This window comes from Bradyrhizobium sp. B124, from assembly GCF_038967635.1.
Classification (GTDB): domain Bacteria; phylum Pseudomonadota; class Alphaproteobacteria; order Rhizobiales; family Xanthobacteraceae; genus Bradyrhizobium.
This window is the reverse complement of record NZ_CP152413.1, coordinates 4581369-4596780: the sequence shown is the minus strand read 5'-3', so window position 1 is coordinate 4596780 and position 15412 is coordinate 4581369. Positions and strand designations below refer to the sequence as shown.

20 protein-coding genes are annotated in these 15412 nt (G+C 65.4%); 14 read left to right on the top strand and 6 right to left on the bottom strand.

Annotated features, from left to right (window positions below; translation table 11 throughout):
- Positions 1–21: 21 nt before the first annotated feature.
- Positions 22–891: a tRNA glutamyl-Q(34) synthetase GluQRS gene (gene gluQRS / locus AAFG13_RS22060; protein ID WP_342708189.1), complete on the top strand. Its 870-nt coding sequence runs from the start codon at positions 22–24 to the stop codon at positions 889–891.
- A 327-nt stretch (positions 892–1218) separates the two neighbouring features.
- Entirely contained in the window at positions 1219–2514 is a 1296-nt protein-coding gene (locus tag AAFG13_RS22055; protein ID WP_342708188.1) for an ATP-binding protein, read from the top strand.
- Here the strand turns inward: AAFG13_RS22055 and AAFG13_RS22050 are convergent.
- Positions 2441–3334 (bottom strand): YihY/virulence factor BrkB family protein, encoded by an 894-nt coding sequence (locus tag AAFG13_RS22050; RefSeq protein ID WP_212318274.1) that lies wholly within the window; start codon positions 3332–3334, stop codon positions 2441–2443. The two genes, AAFG13_RS22055 and AAFG13_RS22050, sit on opposite strands and share 74 nt — an antisense overlap.
- A gap of 133 nt (positions 3335–3467) precedes the next feature.
- On the opposite strand from AAFG13_RS22050, the gene AAFG13_RS22045 reads away from it, so the two are divergent.
- From AAFG13_RS22045 to AAFG13_RS22025, 5 genes are all read left to right on the top strand, one after another.
- A complete protein-coding gene (locus tag AAFG13_RS22045) occupies positions 3468–3662 on the top strand; it encodes a twin transmembrane helix small protein (RefSeq protein ID WP_212318272.1) in 195 nt (64 codons plus the stop codon).
- Between the two features lie 51 nt (positions 3663–3713).
- A complete protein-coding gene (locus AAFG13_RS22040) occupies positions 3714–4286 on the top strand; it encodes a cob(I)yrinic acid a,c-diamide adenosyltransferase (RefSeq protein WP_342708187.1) in 573 nt (190 codons plus the stop codon).
- 117 nt (positions 4287–4403) lie between these two features.
- The gene (locus AAFG13_RS22035; protein ID WP_092123260.1) at positions 4404–5153 is read left to right on the top strand and encodes an electron transfer flavoprotein subunit beta/FixA family protein; all 750 of its coding nucleotides are present in this window, start codon (positions 4404–4406) and stop codon (positions 5151–5153) included.
- Entirely contained in the window at positions 5153–6103 is a 951-nt protein-coding gene (locus AAFG13_RS22030; RefSeq protein ID WP_212318268.1) for an FAD-binding protein, read from the top strand. The genes AAFG13_RS22035 and AAFG13_RS22030 overlap by 1 nt, the downstream gene beginning before the upstream one ends.
- Before the next feature lie 262 nt (positions 6104–6365).
- Positions 6366–7247 carry a 3-hydroxybutyryl-CoA dehydrogenase gene (locus AAFG13_RS22025; protein ID WP_097674094.1) on the top strand — a complete coding sequence of 294 codons (882 nt, stop codon included), beginning with the start codon at positions 6366–6368 and terminating at the stop codon, positions 7245–7247.
- 14 nt (positions 7248–7261) lie between these two features.
- Here the strand turns inward: AAFG13_RS22025 and AAFG13_RS22020 are convergent, their stop codons facing one another.
- Genes AAFG13_RS22020 through AAFG13_RS22010 form a run of 3 tightly spaced genes read right to left on the bottom strand, consistent with a single transcriptional unit; the run spans position 7262 to position 8975 of the window.
- A complete protein-coding gene (locus AAFG13_RS22020; RefSeq protein WP_283815130.1) occupies positions 7262–7387 on the bottom strand; it encodes a hypothetical protein in 126 nt (41 codons plus the stop codon).
- A complete protein-coding gene (locus AAFG13_RS22015) occupies positions 7384–8595 on the bottom strand; it encodes a pyridoxal phosphate-dependent aminotransferase (protein ID WP_342708186.1) in 1212 nt (403 codons plus the stop codon). Before AAFG13_RS22015 ends, AAFG13_RS22020 begins: the two co-directional genes overlap by 4 nt.
- Entirely contained in the window at positions 8592–8975 is a 384-nt protein-coding gene (locus AAFG13_RS22010; RefSeq protein ID WP_212318266.1) for a tautomerase family protein, read from the bottom strand. Before AAFG13_RS22010 ends, AAFG13_RS22015 begins: the two co-directional genes overlap by 4 nt.
- A 114-nt stretch (positions 8976–9089) precedes the next feature.
- On the opposite strand from AAFG13_RS22010, the gene AAFG13_RS22005 reads away from it, so the two are divergent.
- On the top strand, positions 9090–9941 hold the full coding sequence (locus tag AAFG13_RS22005; protein WP_342708185.1) for a LysR substrate-binding domain-containing protein: 852 nt from the start codon (positions 9090–9092) through the stop codon (positions 9939–9941).
- A gap of 22 nt (positions 9942–9963) precedes the next feature.
- Here AAFG13_RS22005 and AAFG13_RS22000 read toward each other — a convergent pair whose 3' ends face one another.
- Entirely contained in the window at positions 9964–10332 is a 369-nt protein-coding gene (locus AAFG13_RS22000) for a chlorophyllide reductase (protein WP_342708184.1), read from the bottom strand.
- 85 nt (positions 10333–10417) lie between these two features.
- On the opposite strand from AAFG13_RS22000, the gene AAFG13_RS21995 reads away from it, so the two are divergent.
- From AAFG13_RS21995 to AAFG13_RS21985, 3 genes are all read left to right on the top strand, one after another.
- Complete coding sequence (locus tag AAFG13_RS21995; RefSeq protein ID WP_342708183.1) at positions 10418–10993, top strand: DUF2975 domain-containing protein; 576 nt, start codon at positions 10418–10420, stop codon at positions 10991–10993.
- 10 nt (positions 10994–11003) lie between these two features.
- Positions 11004–11222, top strand: a complete 219-nt coding sequence (locus tag AAFG13_RS21990; RefSeq protein WP_021079458.1) for a helix-turn-helix transcriptional regulator — start codon at positions 11004–11006, stop codon at positions 11220–11222.
- Positions 11223–11291: 69 nt separating this feature from the next.
- Positions 11292–11480 (top strand): putative motility protein, encoded by a 189-nt coding sequence (locus AAFG13_RS21985; protein ID WP_092123268.1) that lies wholly within the window; start codon positions 11292–11294, stop codon positions 11478–11480.
- Here the strand turns inward: AAFG13_RS21985 and AAFG13_RS21980 are convergent, their stop codons facing one another.
- Positions 11481–12161 (bottom strand): TlpA disulfide reductase family protein, encoded by a 681-nt coding sequence (locus AAFG13_RS21980; protein ID WP_249132578.1) that lies wholly within the window; start codon positions 12159–12161, stop codon positions 11481–11483.
- A gap of 128 nt (positions 12162–12289) precedes the next feature.
- Here AAFG13_RS21980 and argH point away from each other — a divergent pair, with 128 nt between their 5' ends.
- The 3 genes from argH to lysA all read left to right on the top strand — a co-directional run bounded on the left by argH (position 12290) and on the right by lysA (position 15331).
- The gene (argH, locus tag AAFG13_RS21975) at positions 12290–13687 is read left to right on the top strand and encodes an argininosuccinate lyase (protein WP_212318255.1); all 1398 of its coding nucleotides are present in this window, start codon (positions 12290–12292) and stop codon (positions 13685–13687) included.
- 92 nt (positions 13688–13779) lie between these two features.
- A complete protein-coding gene (locus AAFG13_RS21970) occupies positions 13780–14049 on the top strand; it encodes a lipoprotein (protein WP_342713313.1) in 270 nt (89 codons plus the stop codon).
- A gap of 16 nt (positions 14050–14065) precedes the next feature.
- A complete protein-coding gene (lysA, locus tag AAFG13_RS21965; protein ID WP_342713312.1) occupies positions 14066–15331 on the top strand; it encodes a diaminopimelate decarboxylase in 1266 nt (421 codons plus the stop codon).
- The last annotated feature ends 81 nt before the right edge of the window (positions 15332–15412 follow it).

The window sequence follows — 15412 nt, the reverse complement described above, 5'->3', positions numbered from 1 at the left end:
AATGACCTGCGATCGAACGCCATGCCACCCGTTTTCCGTTTCGCACCGAGTCCGAATGGCTACCTCCATCTCGGCCACGCCTATTCGGCGCTGCTCAACCACGATCTGGCGCGCGATTCGGGCGGACGCTTCCTGCTGCGGATCGAGGACATCGACGCGACGCGCTGCCGGGTCGAGTTCGAGCAGGCGATCTACGAGGATCTGGCCTGGCTCGGCATCGCCTGGGAGACCCGGGTGCGGCGGCAGTCGGAGCATTTTGCCGCCTATGGCGCGGCGATCGATCGTCTGGCGGCCGAGCGGCTGGTCTATCCGAGCTTCGAGAGCCGCGCCGACATCGCGCGGCTGGTCGCGGACCGCGAGTCCGCCAGCGCGTGGCCGCGCGATCCGGATGGCGCGCCGCTCTATCCGGGAACGGCGAAATCGCTCTCGGCCGAGCAGCGAGACCGGCTGATCGGGCAGGGCGCGCCGTTCGCGCTGCGGCTCGACATGGCGGCGGCATGCGCGCGCGCCGGCGGCCTGCGCTGGCAGGAGGCCGGCGAGGGACCGGCCGGCGAGACCGGGGACGTGGCGGCCCGGCCGGAGGCCTGGGGCGACGTGATCCTGGCGCGCAAGGAGACCCCAACCAGTTACCATCTCTCGGTCGTGATTGACGACGCGCTGCAAGGCGTCACCGATGTGGTCAGGGGCGTTGACCTGTTCTGGTCGACCAGCGTGCATCGGCTGTTGCAGGAGCTGCTTGGCGTGCCCGTGCCGGCCTATCGTCACCATGCGCTGATCCGGGACACCGCCGGCCAAAAGCTGTCGAAATCGACCCGGGCGACCGGGCTGCGCGAGCTGCGGGCCGAGGGTGCGAGCCCGGCCGATATCCGCCGCCTGGTCGGCTTGCTCTAGCGTGCTGCACATGATTTCGGAATAATGGAAGTCTGCCGTTGATTTGCCCGACGTGTCAAGTTGCCGTGTCGAACGCCGGTAGCCGCCGGCTACTTTGCATGGGGTTGTTTTCGATATTTTGACGGCGCGTCCCTGCGACGGCAGGCTATCGCATATGGCTGTCAGCCAAGTGCCATGTCCGACAGCCCTTCCCGCAAGCGGGTGAGATACCGCGGGTGGATGGACTGGTTACCATCATCCTGACTTGCCTTGGCTAAACCCAAAGGGCGCCGTGACTCTGCCGCTCCTGGCATGCCATGCTGCCCGCGGGGCGGGGTCACGGAGATCATGGCGAAAGTATCGCGCGGAGGGCGCAACAAGCGGCGAGCCAAGGGCGAGCCGTCGAAGACCAGCGTCGCCAAGACGGTCACCAAGACGGTCGCGAAGCCGGGCCGCAAGCGAACTGCGCCGAAGGCCTCCCGCAAGGCCGGTCCCGACCTGATCGAGACTGCGCTTGCCGCCTTTGCCCATGAGGTCCGGACCCCGCTGACCGGAATCCTCGCGATCAGCAACCTGCTCGCGACATCGGATCTCGACGAGCGCGAGCGGCGCTGGGTCGATACCATCAAGGCCGGCGCCGAGCATCTGGCTAACCTTGCGACCCTGTTCGTCGATGCTGCCCGGAGCGAGGGGCCGGGGCTCGAGATCCGGCAGGACTTCTTCGACCTGCGCACGCTGGCGCGCCACGCCGGGGATTCGCTGGCCGGACGCGCGGCAGCCAAGGGATTGCGGGCCTCGGTCGAGATCTCCGCCAAGTTGCCGGCGTTTGCGGTCGGCGATCCCGTCCGGCTGCGCGCGGCGCTGGAGAACCTGATCGACAACGCCGTCAAGTTCACCGAGCAGGGCAGCATCGAGCTGCACGTCGCGCCGGCGCGCGCGGCCAAGGGGGCGGCCAAGAGAAAGGCCGACGGCAGGATCGGGGTTGTCTTTGCGATCTCCGACAGCGGCATCGGCTTGACGCTATCGGAGGTCAAGCGCCTGTTCCGGCCGTTCTCGCAGGCCAATGTCTCGATCGCCGCGCGGTTCGGCGGCGCCGGGCTCGGCCTGTCCTCGGTGAAGCAGCTCGCGCGCGCCATGGGCGGCGACATCGTCGTGGCCCAGCGCAAGGGCGGCGGCGCCGTCTTCACGCTCAACGTGGTGCTGGCTTCAGCCGCAGGACCGGCCGGTGCGTCCTCGAGCGAAGGCGCGGCGGTGCCTTCATCGCAGGGGCTGCGGCTGCTCAGCGTCGAGGACAATCCGTTCGGCCGTGTCGTGCTCAACACGATCCTGACCGAGCTCGGCCACCATGCCGAATTCATCGGTCAGGGCGAGGGGGCGCCCGACCGGCTCGGACAGGGGGCCTTCGATGCCGTGCTGATGGATATGGTGCTGCCCGGCATCGGCGGTGTCGAGGCCATCAAGCGCATCCGCGCGCTGCCGCCGCCGCACGGCCGCATCGTGATCGTCGGGATTTCCGGGCGTGCCGAGGACGAAGCCGCGGCGCGCGCCGCCGGCGCCGACGCGTTCCTGGTCAAACCTGTTTCTCCGCGGGCGCTCGCGACTGCGCTGCTTGAAGCGGCACGCCGTGCGGCAGCCGCGACTTGATGATCGCCGCGTTCAGCTCGCCGCCGAACACGAAGATCGCGGCGATGAAATACAGGAACACCAGCGCGATCACCACCGAGGCGAGCCCCGCATACATCGTGACGTAGTTGTTGGCGAAGCGCGCCAGATACATGCCGAAGCCGATGCCCGAGATCAGCGACGCCACTATGGTGAAGATGATGCCGGGCAGGATCTGCGTGAAGCCGCGGCGGCCCGCCGGCAGCCAGGCGTGCAGGATGAAGAGCGCGACGACCAGCGCCAGCACGGTGATGCCGTAACGGGCGGTGTTGAGCAGGCTCTCGTTCGATTCGACGAAGAACGGAATATAGCGCCGCGCCGCCTCGATGATCAGCGGCCCGAGCACGATCAGGAAGGCCATCGCGAGAGAGGTGAACGCCGCGACCAGCGTGTAGCCGATCGATTCCAGCCGCAGCCAGTACCAGCGCCGCGGCTCGATCACGGCATAGGCGCGGTTGAGCGCCACCCGCAGCGCCTCGACGCCGTTGGAGGCGAAGTATACCGCGAGCACCGCGCCGATGGTCAGGATGCCGCCGCGGGTGTTGGTCAGCACGTCGTGGATCTGGCCGGACAGCGCCTCGGCGACCTGCTGCGGCCAGACCTGCAGCAACAGACCGACGGCCTGGTCGGCAAGCTCGTTGGAGCCGAAGAAGCCGGCCACCGACGTCAGCACGATCAGGAACGGAAACAGCGCCATCAGGGTCGACAGCGCGATGTGGCTCGCGATCGCCCAGCCGTCGTCGGCGAGGAACGTGTAAAAGGCATCCATCACGACGTGGTAGACGTAACGAAGCTGCTTCACATTCCACCCGGCATTGTCGAAAACCGCTCGGTCCGAGGACGGACCCAGCATCTGATATTACGCCGTGAAAAGCCAGTTGGTTGCATGCGCCGCCTGTGTGGAAGTCCGCGTCCTGCGGTGTTATGTACCGCAGATGACATCTGTCCTCAGCACGATCATTCTTCCCGTTGCCGTCGGCGCCGTCGCGCTGGTGCTCCTGCTCGGCCTCGTCAACATGATGAAGGGCGGCTCGCCGAACACATCGCAGAAGCTGATGCGGCTGCGCGTGCTGCTCCAGTTCGTCGCCATCGTCATCGCGATGATCGCGGTCTGGGCGATGGGGCGGTAGACGCGTTTTGAGCAAAAGTGCGCGAGGCGCAAACCTTAGGGGATCACGGCCATGGTCGTTCTCAATCGGATCTACACGCGCACCGGCGATGACGGCACCACCGCGCTCGGCTCCGGCGAGCGGCGACCGAAATACGATCTGCGGGTTGCCGCCTATGGCACCGTCGACGAGACCAATGCCGCGATCGGCGTGGTGCGGCTGCATCTGGCCGACAGCCCCGAGGTCGATGCGATGCTCGGCCGGATCCAGAACGATCTGTTCGATCTCGGCGCCGACCTTGCGGTGCCCGAGCGCGAGGGCAAGACTGAGCGTCTGCGGATGCTGGCGAGCCAGGTCGAGCGGCTCGAGCATGACATCGACAGCCTCAACGACCAGCTGGCGCCGCTGACCTCGTTCGTGCTGCCCGGCGGGACGCCGGCTTCTGCATATCTGCATCTCGCCCGGACGATATGTCGCCGCGCGGAACGGATCATGGTGGAACTCGCAGCCCGGCCGGACGAGACGGTCAATGCCGCTGGCATCCAGTATATGAACCGACTGTCCGATTTCCTGTTCGTTGCCAGCCGCTTCCAGAACAATAAAGGGGCCGGTGACGTGTTGTGGGTGCCGGGCCAGAACCGCTAAACTGGTTCAAAACCGGGGGACGGTTTTTTGGCTTTGCCGCGTTGACCGGGGGGTACGGGACCTTTAGGTTCCGCGCCAGCCAACCGAAACCCATAAAATCAAAGCGAAAGAGGATCGATGAAGGTTCTTGTGCCGGTAAAGCGGGTCGTCGACTACAACGTCAAGGTCCGCGTCAAGAGCGATGGATCGGGCGTGGAGCTCGCCAACGTCAAGATGTCGATGAACCCGTTCGACGAGATCGCCGTCGAGGAAGCGCTGCGGCTGAAGGAAGCCGGCAAGGCGACCGAAGTGGTGGTGGTGTCGATCGGACCGGCGCAGGCTTCCGAGACCATTCGCACCGGGCTTGCGATGGGCGCCGACCGCGGCATCCTGGTCAAGGCCGAAGGCAATGTCGAACCGCTCGCGGTGGCCAAGATTCTCAAGGCGGTCGTCGAGGCGGAGCAGCCCGGCCTCGTCATCCTCGGCAAGCAGGCGATCGACGACGATAGCAATCAGACCGGCCAGATGCTGGCCGCGCTGCTCGGTTGGTCGCAGGCGACCTTCGCCTCCAAGCTCGAAGTCGAAGGCTCCGACTTCAAGGTCACGCGTGAAGTCGACGGCGGCCTGCAGACCATCAAGCTCAAGGGCCCGGCAATCGTCACCACTGACCTGCGCCTCAACGAGCCGCGCTATGCGTCGCTGCCCAACATCATGAAGGCGAAGAAGAAGCCGATCGACGACAAGAGCGCGTCGGATTACGGCGTCGATCTCACGCCGCGTCTGGAAGTGCTGAAGACCGCGGAACCGGCAGGCCGCAAGGCGGGCGTCAAGGTCAAGGACGTCGCCGAACTCGTGAACAAGCTCAAGACCGAAGCCGGGGTTCTCTGATGACGACGCTGTTGATTGCTGAACACGACCACGAGACCCTGAAGGACTCGACCAACAAGGCGCTGACGGCGGCGAGCCAGCTCGGCGGCGACGTCCATGTGCTGGTTGCCGGTGGCGGCCAGGGCACCAAGGCGGCGGCGGAAGCAGCCGCCAAGCTTGCCGGCGTCGCCAAGGTGCTGGTGGCCGAAGGTCCCGCCTATGAGCACGACCTTGCCGAGCCGCTGGCTGCGCTGATCGTCGCGCTGGCCCCGAACTATGACGCCTTCGTCGCGCCCGCGACGTCGCGCTTCAAGAACGTGATGCCGCGCGTCGCAGCGCTGCTCGACGTCATGCAGGTCTCGGAGATCATCAAGGTGGTCGCGCCCGACACCTATGAGCGGCCGATCTATGCCGGCAACGCGATCCAGACCGTGAAGTCGAAGGACGCCAAGAAGGTGATCACCGTCCGCACCTCGACCTTCGCTGCGGCCGGTGAAGGCGGCAGCGCCGCGATCGAGAACGCCGCATCCGCCGCCGATCCGGGCCTGTCGACGTTCGTCGGCGAGGAAGTCGCCAAGAGCGACCGTCCGGAACTGACCTCGGCCAAGATCATCGTCTCCGGTGGCCGCGCCATGCAGAGCCGCGAGAACTTCGCCAAGTACATCGAGCCGCTCGCCGACAAGCTCGGTGCCGGCGTCGGCGCCTCGCGCGCCGCGGTCGATGCTGGCTATGCGCCGAACGACTGGCAGGTCGGCCAGACCGGCAAGGTGGTGGCCCCGGAACTCTATGTCGCGGTCGGCATCTCCGGCGCGATCCAGCATCTGGCCGGCATGAAGGACTCCAAGGTGATCGTCGCCATCAACAAGGATGAGGACGCACCGATCTTCCAGGTCGCCGATTACGGCCTGGTCGCCGACCTCTATCAGGCGGTTCCGGAGCTCACCGAAGCACTCGGCAAGCTCGGAAAGTAAGCGACAAGACACCGGCCGGGTGGGTAAGCTCCGGCCGGTGTTACTATTCTTGGGGCGCAACTCTTGGGGCGCAACGATCCGGAAACGGTTTTCCGAAAGGATCGTTTCCGGCGGGGAAGATGGATCGGGTGCGATTACGTCGTAATCACATCATGGTCCCGGGAAACGTTTTCCGGCGGATTGGGCAACCCGGAAGGCTTCACTTCGGGTATCGTTGGAATTGGGCAGGCGCGACATGCGCGCCGTTCCGGTGGATGACAAGATGACGGTGGCAATCAAGAAGGTCGGCGTGATCGGTTCGGGCCAGATGGGCAATGGTATTGCCCATGTGGCGGCGCTGGCCGGTTTCGACGTGGTGCTCAATGACGTCTCCGCGGACCGGCTGAAGTCGGCGCTGGCGACCATCAACGGCAATCTGACCCGCCAGGTCGCCAAGAAGGCGATCAGCGAGGGCGAGCGCAAGCAGGCGCTCGACCGCATCGCCTCCGCCGAGACGATCGATGCGCTCGCCGATTGCGATCTCGTGATCGAGACCGCGGTCGAGAAGGAAGAGACCAAGCGCAAGATCTTCCACGACGTCTGTGCGGTGCTGAAGCCGGAAGCGATCGTCGCGACCAACTCGTCGTCGATCTCGATCACAAGGCTCGCCGCCTCGACTGACCGCCCGGAGAAATTCATCGGCATTCATTTCATGAATCCGGTGCCGGCGATGGAGCTGGTCGAGCTGATCCGCGGCATCGCTACCGACGACACGACCTTCGACACCGCCAAGGCGTTCGTCGCCAAGCTCGGCAAGCAGGTCGCGGTGTCGGAGGATTTCCCCGCCTTCATCGTCAACCGCATTCTGCTGCCGATGATCAACGAGGCGATCTACACGCTGTATGAAGGCGTCGGTAACGTCGAGGCGATCGATGCCGCGATGAAGCTCGGCGCGCACCACCCGATGGGCCCGCTCGAGCTCGCCGATTTCATCGGCCTCGACACCTGCCTGTCGATCATGCAGGTGCTGCATGAGGGGCTCGCCGACTCCAAGTACCGGCCGTGCCCGCTGCTGGTGAAATACGTCGAGGCCGGCTGGCTCGGACGCAAGAGCCAGCGCGGCTTCTACGACTACCGCGGCGACAAGCCGGTCCCGACGCGGTAATCCACGCGCTCTCGTCAGATCAGTGTCCGTAGCAGTGCAAGCGTCGCGGGCACGAGACCTGCAATCATCGCCACGCCCATTCCAAGTCCGAGCAGATGCGCCGTCAGCGCGAGGCGTTGGATCTGCCCGTGCGCTGTCATTGCAGTGCCTCGCAAGCGCGTTTCAGACGCCTTCCGGCCTCCTCGATGATCGATGACGGGTTGGCGAAGCTGACCCGAATAAAAGGTGACAGCCCGAGATCCTCGCCGGGAAATACCACCAGATCGGCTTGCTCAAGCAGGTAGGTCGCAAAATCGCGGTCGGTCGCAATCAGCTTGCCGTCGGCAGCGCGCTTGCCGATCACGCCGGCGCAACTGACCAGCAGATAGAACGTGCCTTCGGGCGGCGTGCAGGAGAGCCCGCTGCATCCGTTCACGCGTTCGGCAAAGCGGTCACGCCTCGCGCGAAGGATGGCGGCGCGCTCGGCCAGCACATCCTGCGCGCCTTCGAGCGCCGTGACCGCGGCGGCCTGGCTGATCGACGAGGCGCCGGACGTGGTCTGCGACTGGATCGTGATCATCGCGCGGATCAGCGCCGATGGTCCCGCGGCATAGCCGATGCGCCATCCCATCATGGCGTAGCTCTTGGCGAGGCCGCTGACGGTCAGCGTCCGCGGCTTCAGGCGCGGCTCGATCTGCGCAAGCGTCGGCGCAGCTCGGCCATCGAACACGATGTGCTCGTAGAGCCCGTCGGCCAGCACCCAGATGTCCGGATGCTGCAAGAGGATCGCGGCGATGTCAGCTAGGTCCTCCAGAGAATAGACTGCACCGGAAGGATTGACCGGGTTGTTGATCACGACCCAGCGCGTTCGCGCCGATATCGCCGCCTGCAAATCCTCCGCACGCAGCTTGAAGCCATTGTTCCGTGCGCACGGCACGACCACCGGCGTGCCGCCCGCCAGCCGCACCTGATCGAGATAGGGCGCCCAATACGGCGCAGGGATGATCACATCATCGCCGGGTGCCAGCGTCGCGAGTAGCGCGTTGAACAGCGCCTGGGTCGAGCCGTTGGTGATGAGGATCTCATCCAGCCGATAGTCGAGGCGATGGTCGCGCAGCAGCGCGGCCTGCACCGCCCGCTTTAGCTCCGGCGTGCCGTCGACATCGGTGTAACGGGTTTCGCCGCGCAAGGCCGCTTCATGCGCCGCCGCGATCACATGGTCAGGTGTCGGGAAGTCGAGATTGCCCGACGACAGCTCGATGATGTCGCGTCCGGCGGCGCGCAGTTCACGGGCGCGACGGCGCAGCACGGACGCCGGCGATGCCTTGATGCCGCTCATGCGCGGCGAGAGGGTCGGTGTCGCGGTCATCGGACGTACTGCGCCTCACCGTTGCCGAACGACCAGTTTTCCGGAAGCACCTCGACCAGGTTGATGAAGATGTCCTCGGCGCGCAGGCCGGGATTCTCGGTCAGCAGTTCGGCGATGCGTCGGTAGAGCCTCTGCTTCTGCGCCACCGGGCGGGTGTTGCTGACCGTGATCTGAATGATGACCAGATCGTCGCTGCGCCTGATGCCGAGATAGTCCGCGCCGTAGGCGAAACCGTCGTCATCGTGCTCGGAGATCGTCATGAAGCGATCGCCTTCCGGCACATCGAAGGTTTCGCGCATGGCGCGATAGAGGCTCTCGAGAATGGCCTTGCGGTAGGCGGCGGGCTTGCCCCGCCGCAGGGAGACGCGGGTCAGCGGCATGATGATGGCTCTCCTGGAGGCGATCGTTGCGTGCAGCCAATCCTAGGGGCTTGTTGATCATTGAAAAACGGTATGATATCGCATTTCAATGATTGTCAATTTAAATGTCTGGCCATGAAGGCGCTCGACGTCGAGGCGGTGCAGGCCTTTGTCCTGGTCGCCGACCTCAGCAGCTTCACGCGCGCGGCGCAGGCCATGGAGACCACGCAGTCCGCGGTCAGCCTGAAGATCAGGCGGCTGGAAGATGGGTTCGGCCGCCGGCTGCTGGAGCGAACGCCGCGGCTGGTTCGACTGTCAGCGGAAGGCACCGCCTTCCTCGGCGCCGCGCGCAATCTGGTGGCCGCGCATCAATCGGCGATCGGGGCGTTTGCGGTCGAGCATCGGCGGCTGGTCGTCGGCATCAGCCACCACATCGTCGGATCGGAATTGGCCTCGCTATTGAAGCGGATGAACGCCACCGATCCCGGACTGGTGATCCAGTTGCATGTCGATACGTCGCGTTCGGTGCTCAGCGCATTTGACGACGGCAGGCTCGATGCCGCGATCGTGCTGCGCCACGACGCCAAGCGCCGCGATGGCGATGTGCTGTTCGAAGAACCCTTCGGCTGGATGGCCGCGCCTGATTTTCACCATCGACCGGGCGAGCCGCTGCGCCTGGCGACGCAAGCCGAGCCTTGCAGCGTGCGCGCCATGGCGGTTGAAACTCTCGACGCCGCCGGCATCGCCTGGACCGAAGCGTTCGTCGGTGGCGGGCTTTCGACGATCGGCGCCGCGATTTCCGCAGGGCTCGCCGTCGCCGCGCTGGCGCGCCGGGTGGCGCCGGCGGACACCGTCGACCTCGGGCCGCGGCTTGGCCTGCCGCCATTGCCCTCGCGCGACGTCATGCTTCACTCAAAGCTGTCGGACGCGCGGACACGGCAGGCGCTGCGTACCCTCGGCGCGGCCTTCGCGGCGAACGCGGCCTGACCGCGCAAGCATTGGCCGTTCCTCATTCTGTCAGGCGGCATCCCGCGCGCTTGAGCATGTCGCGGATGATCAGCGGCGTGGCCGGTGTCTCGGTTGCGGCGGTGGCCGCCGCGCTTGCGATCGCCTCACGGGCCTGCTGCGCGTCGAGTGTCAGCCGCCGCGCGCAGGGCGGCAGGCCGCGTGCCGCATCGAGCAGCCAGCCGGCGGTTTCGCCGGTACCGGCCAGATAGGCCGTCAGCGTCTGCCGCGCGGTCGGATTGGCCGCGGCCTGGTCCAGCATGGCCCTGACCTGCGCGACCGAGATCTGCCCGCGCGATGTCGAGGGCTGCGCGTGAGCCGCCGTCGTCAAGAGAAGGACGGCGCAGATGGCGTGCGCAGGACGGACGAGCATAACTTCATCTCCTGAGGCATGTTGACTTGCAGATATTAATTATCGTAGAACAATAATATCAGATCAGCAATCCCGAGGTTGAGTCATGTCCGCGTCCCTCTCGTCAGAGCTTTCCCCATCCGCGCGGCCGGCCCGCCTCGAACGCATCCGCGCGGTCAGCCGCGTGCTCGCCTATGCGTGCACCGGCATCTCGTTCGTGCTCGCGGTCGGATTGCTGGCCTATTGGCTGGCGAGCCCGGATGAGGCGATCCTGCGCGATGCTGGGCTGACCGGCATTGCGTTCCATCCGATCGGCTGGCTCGTCCGCCTGATGGGTCTCGTGGTCTCAGCGTTGCCGCTCGCCTGTCTGATCTGGGGCTTGTCGCGCGTGCGCCGCGCTTTCACGTCGTTCGCGGCAGGCCGCTTCTTCACGGCCGCAAACGTCGCCGGGTTGCGTGACCTCGCGATCGCGATGCTGGTCTCGACCTTGCTGAAGCCGGTGATCGGCGCGCTGCTCTCGATCCTGCTGAGCTGGCAAACCTACGCGCAGGGCAAGTCCGTCGTCATCGTGCTCGGCTCCGACACGCTGCTGGCGCTGCTGTTCGCGGGTCTGGTTGCGGTGACGGCCTGGGTGATGGCCGAAGCCAATGCGATCGCCGACGAGCACGCACAATTCGTCTGAGGCCTTTGCAATGCCGATCCGGGTCCGGCTCAACGTGATGCTCGCCGAGCGCAACGTGAAATCGAAGGAGCTCGCCGAATATGTCGGGATCACCGAGGCCAATCTGTCCCTGCTCAAGCAGGGCAAGGTTAAGGGCGTCAGGTTCGATACGCTGGAACGGATCTGCACCTATCTGAAGTGCCAGCCCGGCGACTTGCTGCGCCATGAGGACGACGATGCGTCAGCCTGACGCGGCCATCCATTACCCAAGCATTAACTTTCGCACGCTACGCAAGAGCCGAGTTTGGGAGTGCCGCGTATGGACATGATGAGCATGGTGTCGAGCATCCTGTCGATGCAGCAAGGCAACCTGCAGGGTCAGATCGCGACCCGCGTGACCAAGCAGAACCTCGACGCGGAAAAGTTCGCGGTTCAGACCCTGCTCGGCACGCCGTCGACCGCCAATCTCGGTCCCGGCGTCGGCGGCAACCTCAACGCCGTCGCCTGATCAGAACCCTGCCGCGGCTGGGGCTAGCGCCGCCTTCACCAGCTTGATCGCATCGTCGCTCGCCCATTCGGCGGGACCGGCGATATTGGCGATTTCGCAGCCCTTGCCGTCGATCAGCACCGACGTCGGCATGCCCAGCGCCTTGCCTATGTTCTTAAGGTCCTGAAAGACCTTGGCTTTCTGATCGCTGAAATAGCCGAGATTGGTCAGATTGGCTTCCTTCAGGAAGTTCTTCGGCTTGTCCGGGTCGCGCGTGTCGATATTGATCGCGACCACCTCGAAATCCTTGCCGCCGAGCTTGGTCTGCAGGCTGTCGAGCGCCGGCATTTCCTTGCGGCAGGGCACGCACCAGGTCGCCCACAGATTGACCAGCACCGTCTTGCCGCGCCAGTCAGAGAGTTTCTTCGGCTGGCCGTTGGCGTCCTCGAAGGTCAGGTCGGGAAGCCGGAGCGGCGTAGTCGCCATGGTCAGCGCCGCGACCTCGCCATGGGCGAGCGGGGCGATCTTCTTGGCCAGATCCACCGCGCTGTTGCAGGCGATATCGCCGCCGGCGGGATGCCTGAGGCCGGAGACGCCGACATAGCCGATCACGGCCCCGGCCAGCACGGCGCCGATCACCAGCGGGATGCGCCATTTGGCCGTCGGCTTGGCGGTCGGTTCGGATGGGGTCGTCTCGGGCATATCGTTTGTCATCCTGGGTCAGATATGGCTATGCAGTGCCGGGAATACGTCCGGAACCGCCATGCTGTTTCGCCACTACGGCCAAAGAAACAGCACGGCCTGAAATACAAATTCGTGAGCGAGATGTCATGAGCAACAAGATGTGGGGCGGCCGGTTCTCGGAGCGTCCCGACGCCATCATGGAGGAAATCAACGTCTCCATCGACGTCGACCGTCACCTTTACGCCCAGGACATTGCCGCGTCCAAGGCCCACGCCGCGATGCTCGCCGCGCAGGGCATCATCACCTCAGCTGATGCGAAAAATATCGGCAAAGGTCTAGACACGATTTTGTCAGAAATCGGCAAGGGTGATTTCGATTTCAAGCGCGCGCTTGAGGACATCCATATGAATGTCGAGTCGCGGCTGTCCGAATTGATCGGGCCCGCGGCGGGCCGGCTGCACACCGCGCGCTCGCGCAACGACCAGGTCGCGACCGATTTCCGGCTCTATGTCCGCGACACGATCGACGAGACCGAAGCCGCGCTGGCCGCGTTCCAGCAGGCGCTGGTCGCCCGCGCGCTCGAGCATGCCGGAACCGTGATGCCGGGCTTCACCCATCTGCAGACCGCGCAGCCCGTGACCTTCGGTCATCACCTCCTGGCCTATGTCGAGATGGCCGGCCGCGACCGCGGCCGCTTTATCGACGCGCGCAAGCGGCTGAACGAATCGCCGCTCGGCGCCGCTGCGCTCGCCGGCACCTCGTTTCCGATCGACCGCACGGCGACCGCCAGGGCGCTCGGCTTCGACCGGCCGATGGCCAATTCGCTCGACGCGGTGTCCGACCGCGATTTCGTGCTGGAAACGCTGTCGGCGGCGGCGATCTGCGCGGTGCATATGTCACGCTTCGCCGAGGAGATCGTGATCTGGACCTCGCCGCTGGTCGGTCTCGTCAAGCTCAGCGACAAGTTCACCACCGGCTCGTCAATCATGCCGCAGAAGCGCAACCCGGACGCGGCCGAACTCGTGCGCGCCAAGACCGGCCGCGTGATCGGTGCGCTGACCGCGCTGCTGATCGTGATGAAGGGCCTGCCGCTCGCCTATCAAAAGGACATGCAGGAGGACAAGCAGGGCGCCATGGAGGCGTTCAAGGCGCTGTCGCTCGCGATCCGCGCCATGACCGGCATGGTCGAGGACCTGGTGCCGGACGAAGCCAAGATGAAGGCCGCGGCCGGCGAGGGCTATGCCACCGCGACCGATCTGGCCGACTGGCTGGTGCGCACCCTGAAAATGCCGTTCCGCGAGGCCCACCACGTGACCGGACGCATCGTCGGCCTGGCCTCGGCACAGGGCGTGGCGCTGCACGAGCTGCCACTGAAGGCCATGCAGGAGGTCGAGCCGAAGATTACGGCAGAGGCGCTCAAGGTGCTCAGCGTCGAATCCTCGGTCAAGAGCCGCACCTCGTTTGGCGGCACGGCGCCGAAGAATGTGATGGCGCAGGCCAAAGCCTGGGCCAAGCGGCTGGAAAAAGAGCGAAAATTGGGCTGATCCGGAAAATTTGGCCGTGATTTCATGGCGCTCCGCCTCTCGCCAGAGCACGCCAATGTTTGTATGGTGCCGCCCGAATTGGGGAATTCGTCGTGATTAGCAAGAACCGCCTGACCCCCTCGGGATGGGCCATCATTGTGCTGGGCGCTGCAACGCTTGCGCTCGGCGGCTGCGGCCGCAAGGGACCGCTCGACCTGCCGCCGACCGCGAACGGCGCGCCGGCCACAGCACCGGGCGACACCGAGAGCGAGCGCGCGGCACAGCCCAGCGTGTTCAATCCGACCTATGGCTCGGATGCCGCGCCGGCCGCGTCGAAAGGCAATAAACGGTCGTTCGTGCTCGATCCCTTGCTCGGCAATTAGCATCTAAAAGCGTGTCATGAACCATTTCGACTATCGCAACGGCGTGCTGCATGCCGAGGCGGTCAATCTCATTGAGCTGGCGGAGGCCGTCGGCACGCCGTTCTATTGCTATTCGACCGCGACGCTGGAGCGGCATTACCGCGTCTTCACCGAGGCGTTTGCCGGCGAGAAGGCGCTGGTCTGCTACGCGATGAAGGCGAACTCCAACCAGTCGGTGCTGCGCACGCTGGCCAAGCTCGGCGCCGGCGCCGACGTGGTGTCCGGCGGTGAGTTGAAGCGGGCGCTCGCGGCCGGCATCCCACCGTCGAAGATCCTGTTCTCCGGCGTCGGCAAGACCGAGGGCGAGCTGCGCGCCGCGCTCGCCGCCGACATCCTCTGCATCAATATCGAGTCCGAGCCCGAGCTCGAGATGCTGTCGCGCCTTGCGGTCGAGATGAAGACGACCGCGCGCATCTCGGTGCGGGTCAATCCCGACGTCGATGCCGGCACCCACGCCAAGATCTCGACCGGCAAGTCGGAGAACAAGTTCGGCATTCCGATCGCGCGCGCCCGCGAGGTCTATGCCCGCGCGGCGAAGCTGCCGGGCATCAAGGTCACCGGCACCGATGTGCATATCGGCAGCCAGATCACCGATCTCGGTCCGCTGGAGGCCGCGTTTCGGCTGCTCGCCGAATTCGTGCAGACGCTGCGCGCCGACGGCCACGACATCTCGCATGTCGATTTCGGCGGCGGCCTCGGCATTCCCTACTACATGGATCGCGCCGCGCCGCCGGCGCCGGCCGCCTATGCCGCAATGGTCAAGCGCGTCACGCATAATCTCGGCTGCACGCTGATGTTCGAGCCGGGCCGGCTGATCGTCGGCAATGCCGGCATCCTCGTCACCCGCGTGATCCATGTGAAGCCGGGCGACGCCAAGAACTTCGTGATCATCGACGCCGCGATGAACGACCTGATCCGGCCGACGCTGTATGAGGCGCATCACGACATCCTGCCGGTGCGCCAGCCTGCGCAGGGCACACCGACCATGGTCGCCGACGTGGTCGGCCCGGTCTGCGAGACCGGCGACTATCTCGCGCTCGACCGTTCGCTGCCGCAGCCGAAGGCCGGCGATCTCCTGGCGATCATGACCGCCGGTGCCTATGGCGCGGTGCAGGCCGGCACCTACAACACGCGGGCACTGGTGCCGGAAGTGCTGGTCAAGGACGACCAGTACGCCGTGGTCCGCCCGCGCATCGACGTCGACGCGCTGATCGCGATGGACAAGCCCGCGCCCTGGTTGTGATGGCGGTGTCGCGCCTCACTAACGGTGTCGTCGCTGCGAAAGCAGGGACCCATAACCACCGCTTGTTGTCGTTGCAGTTAT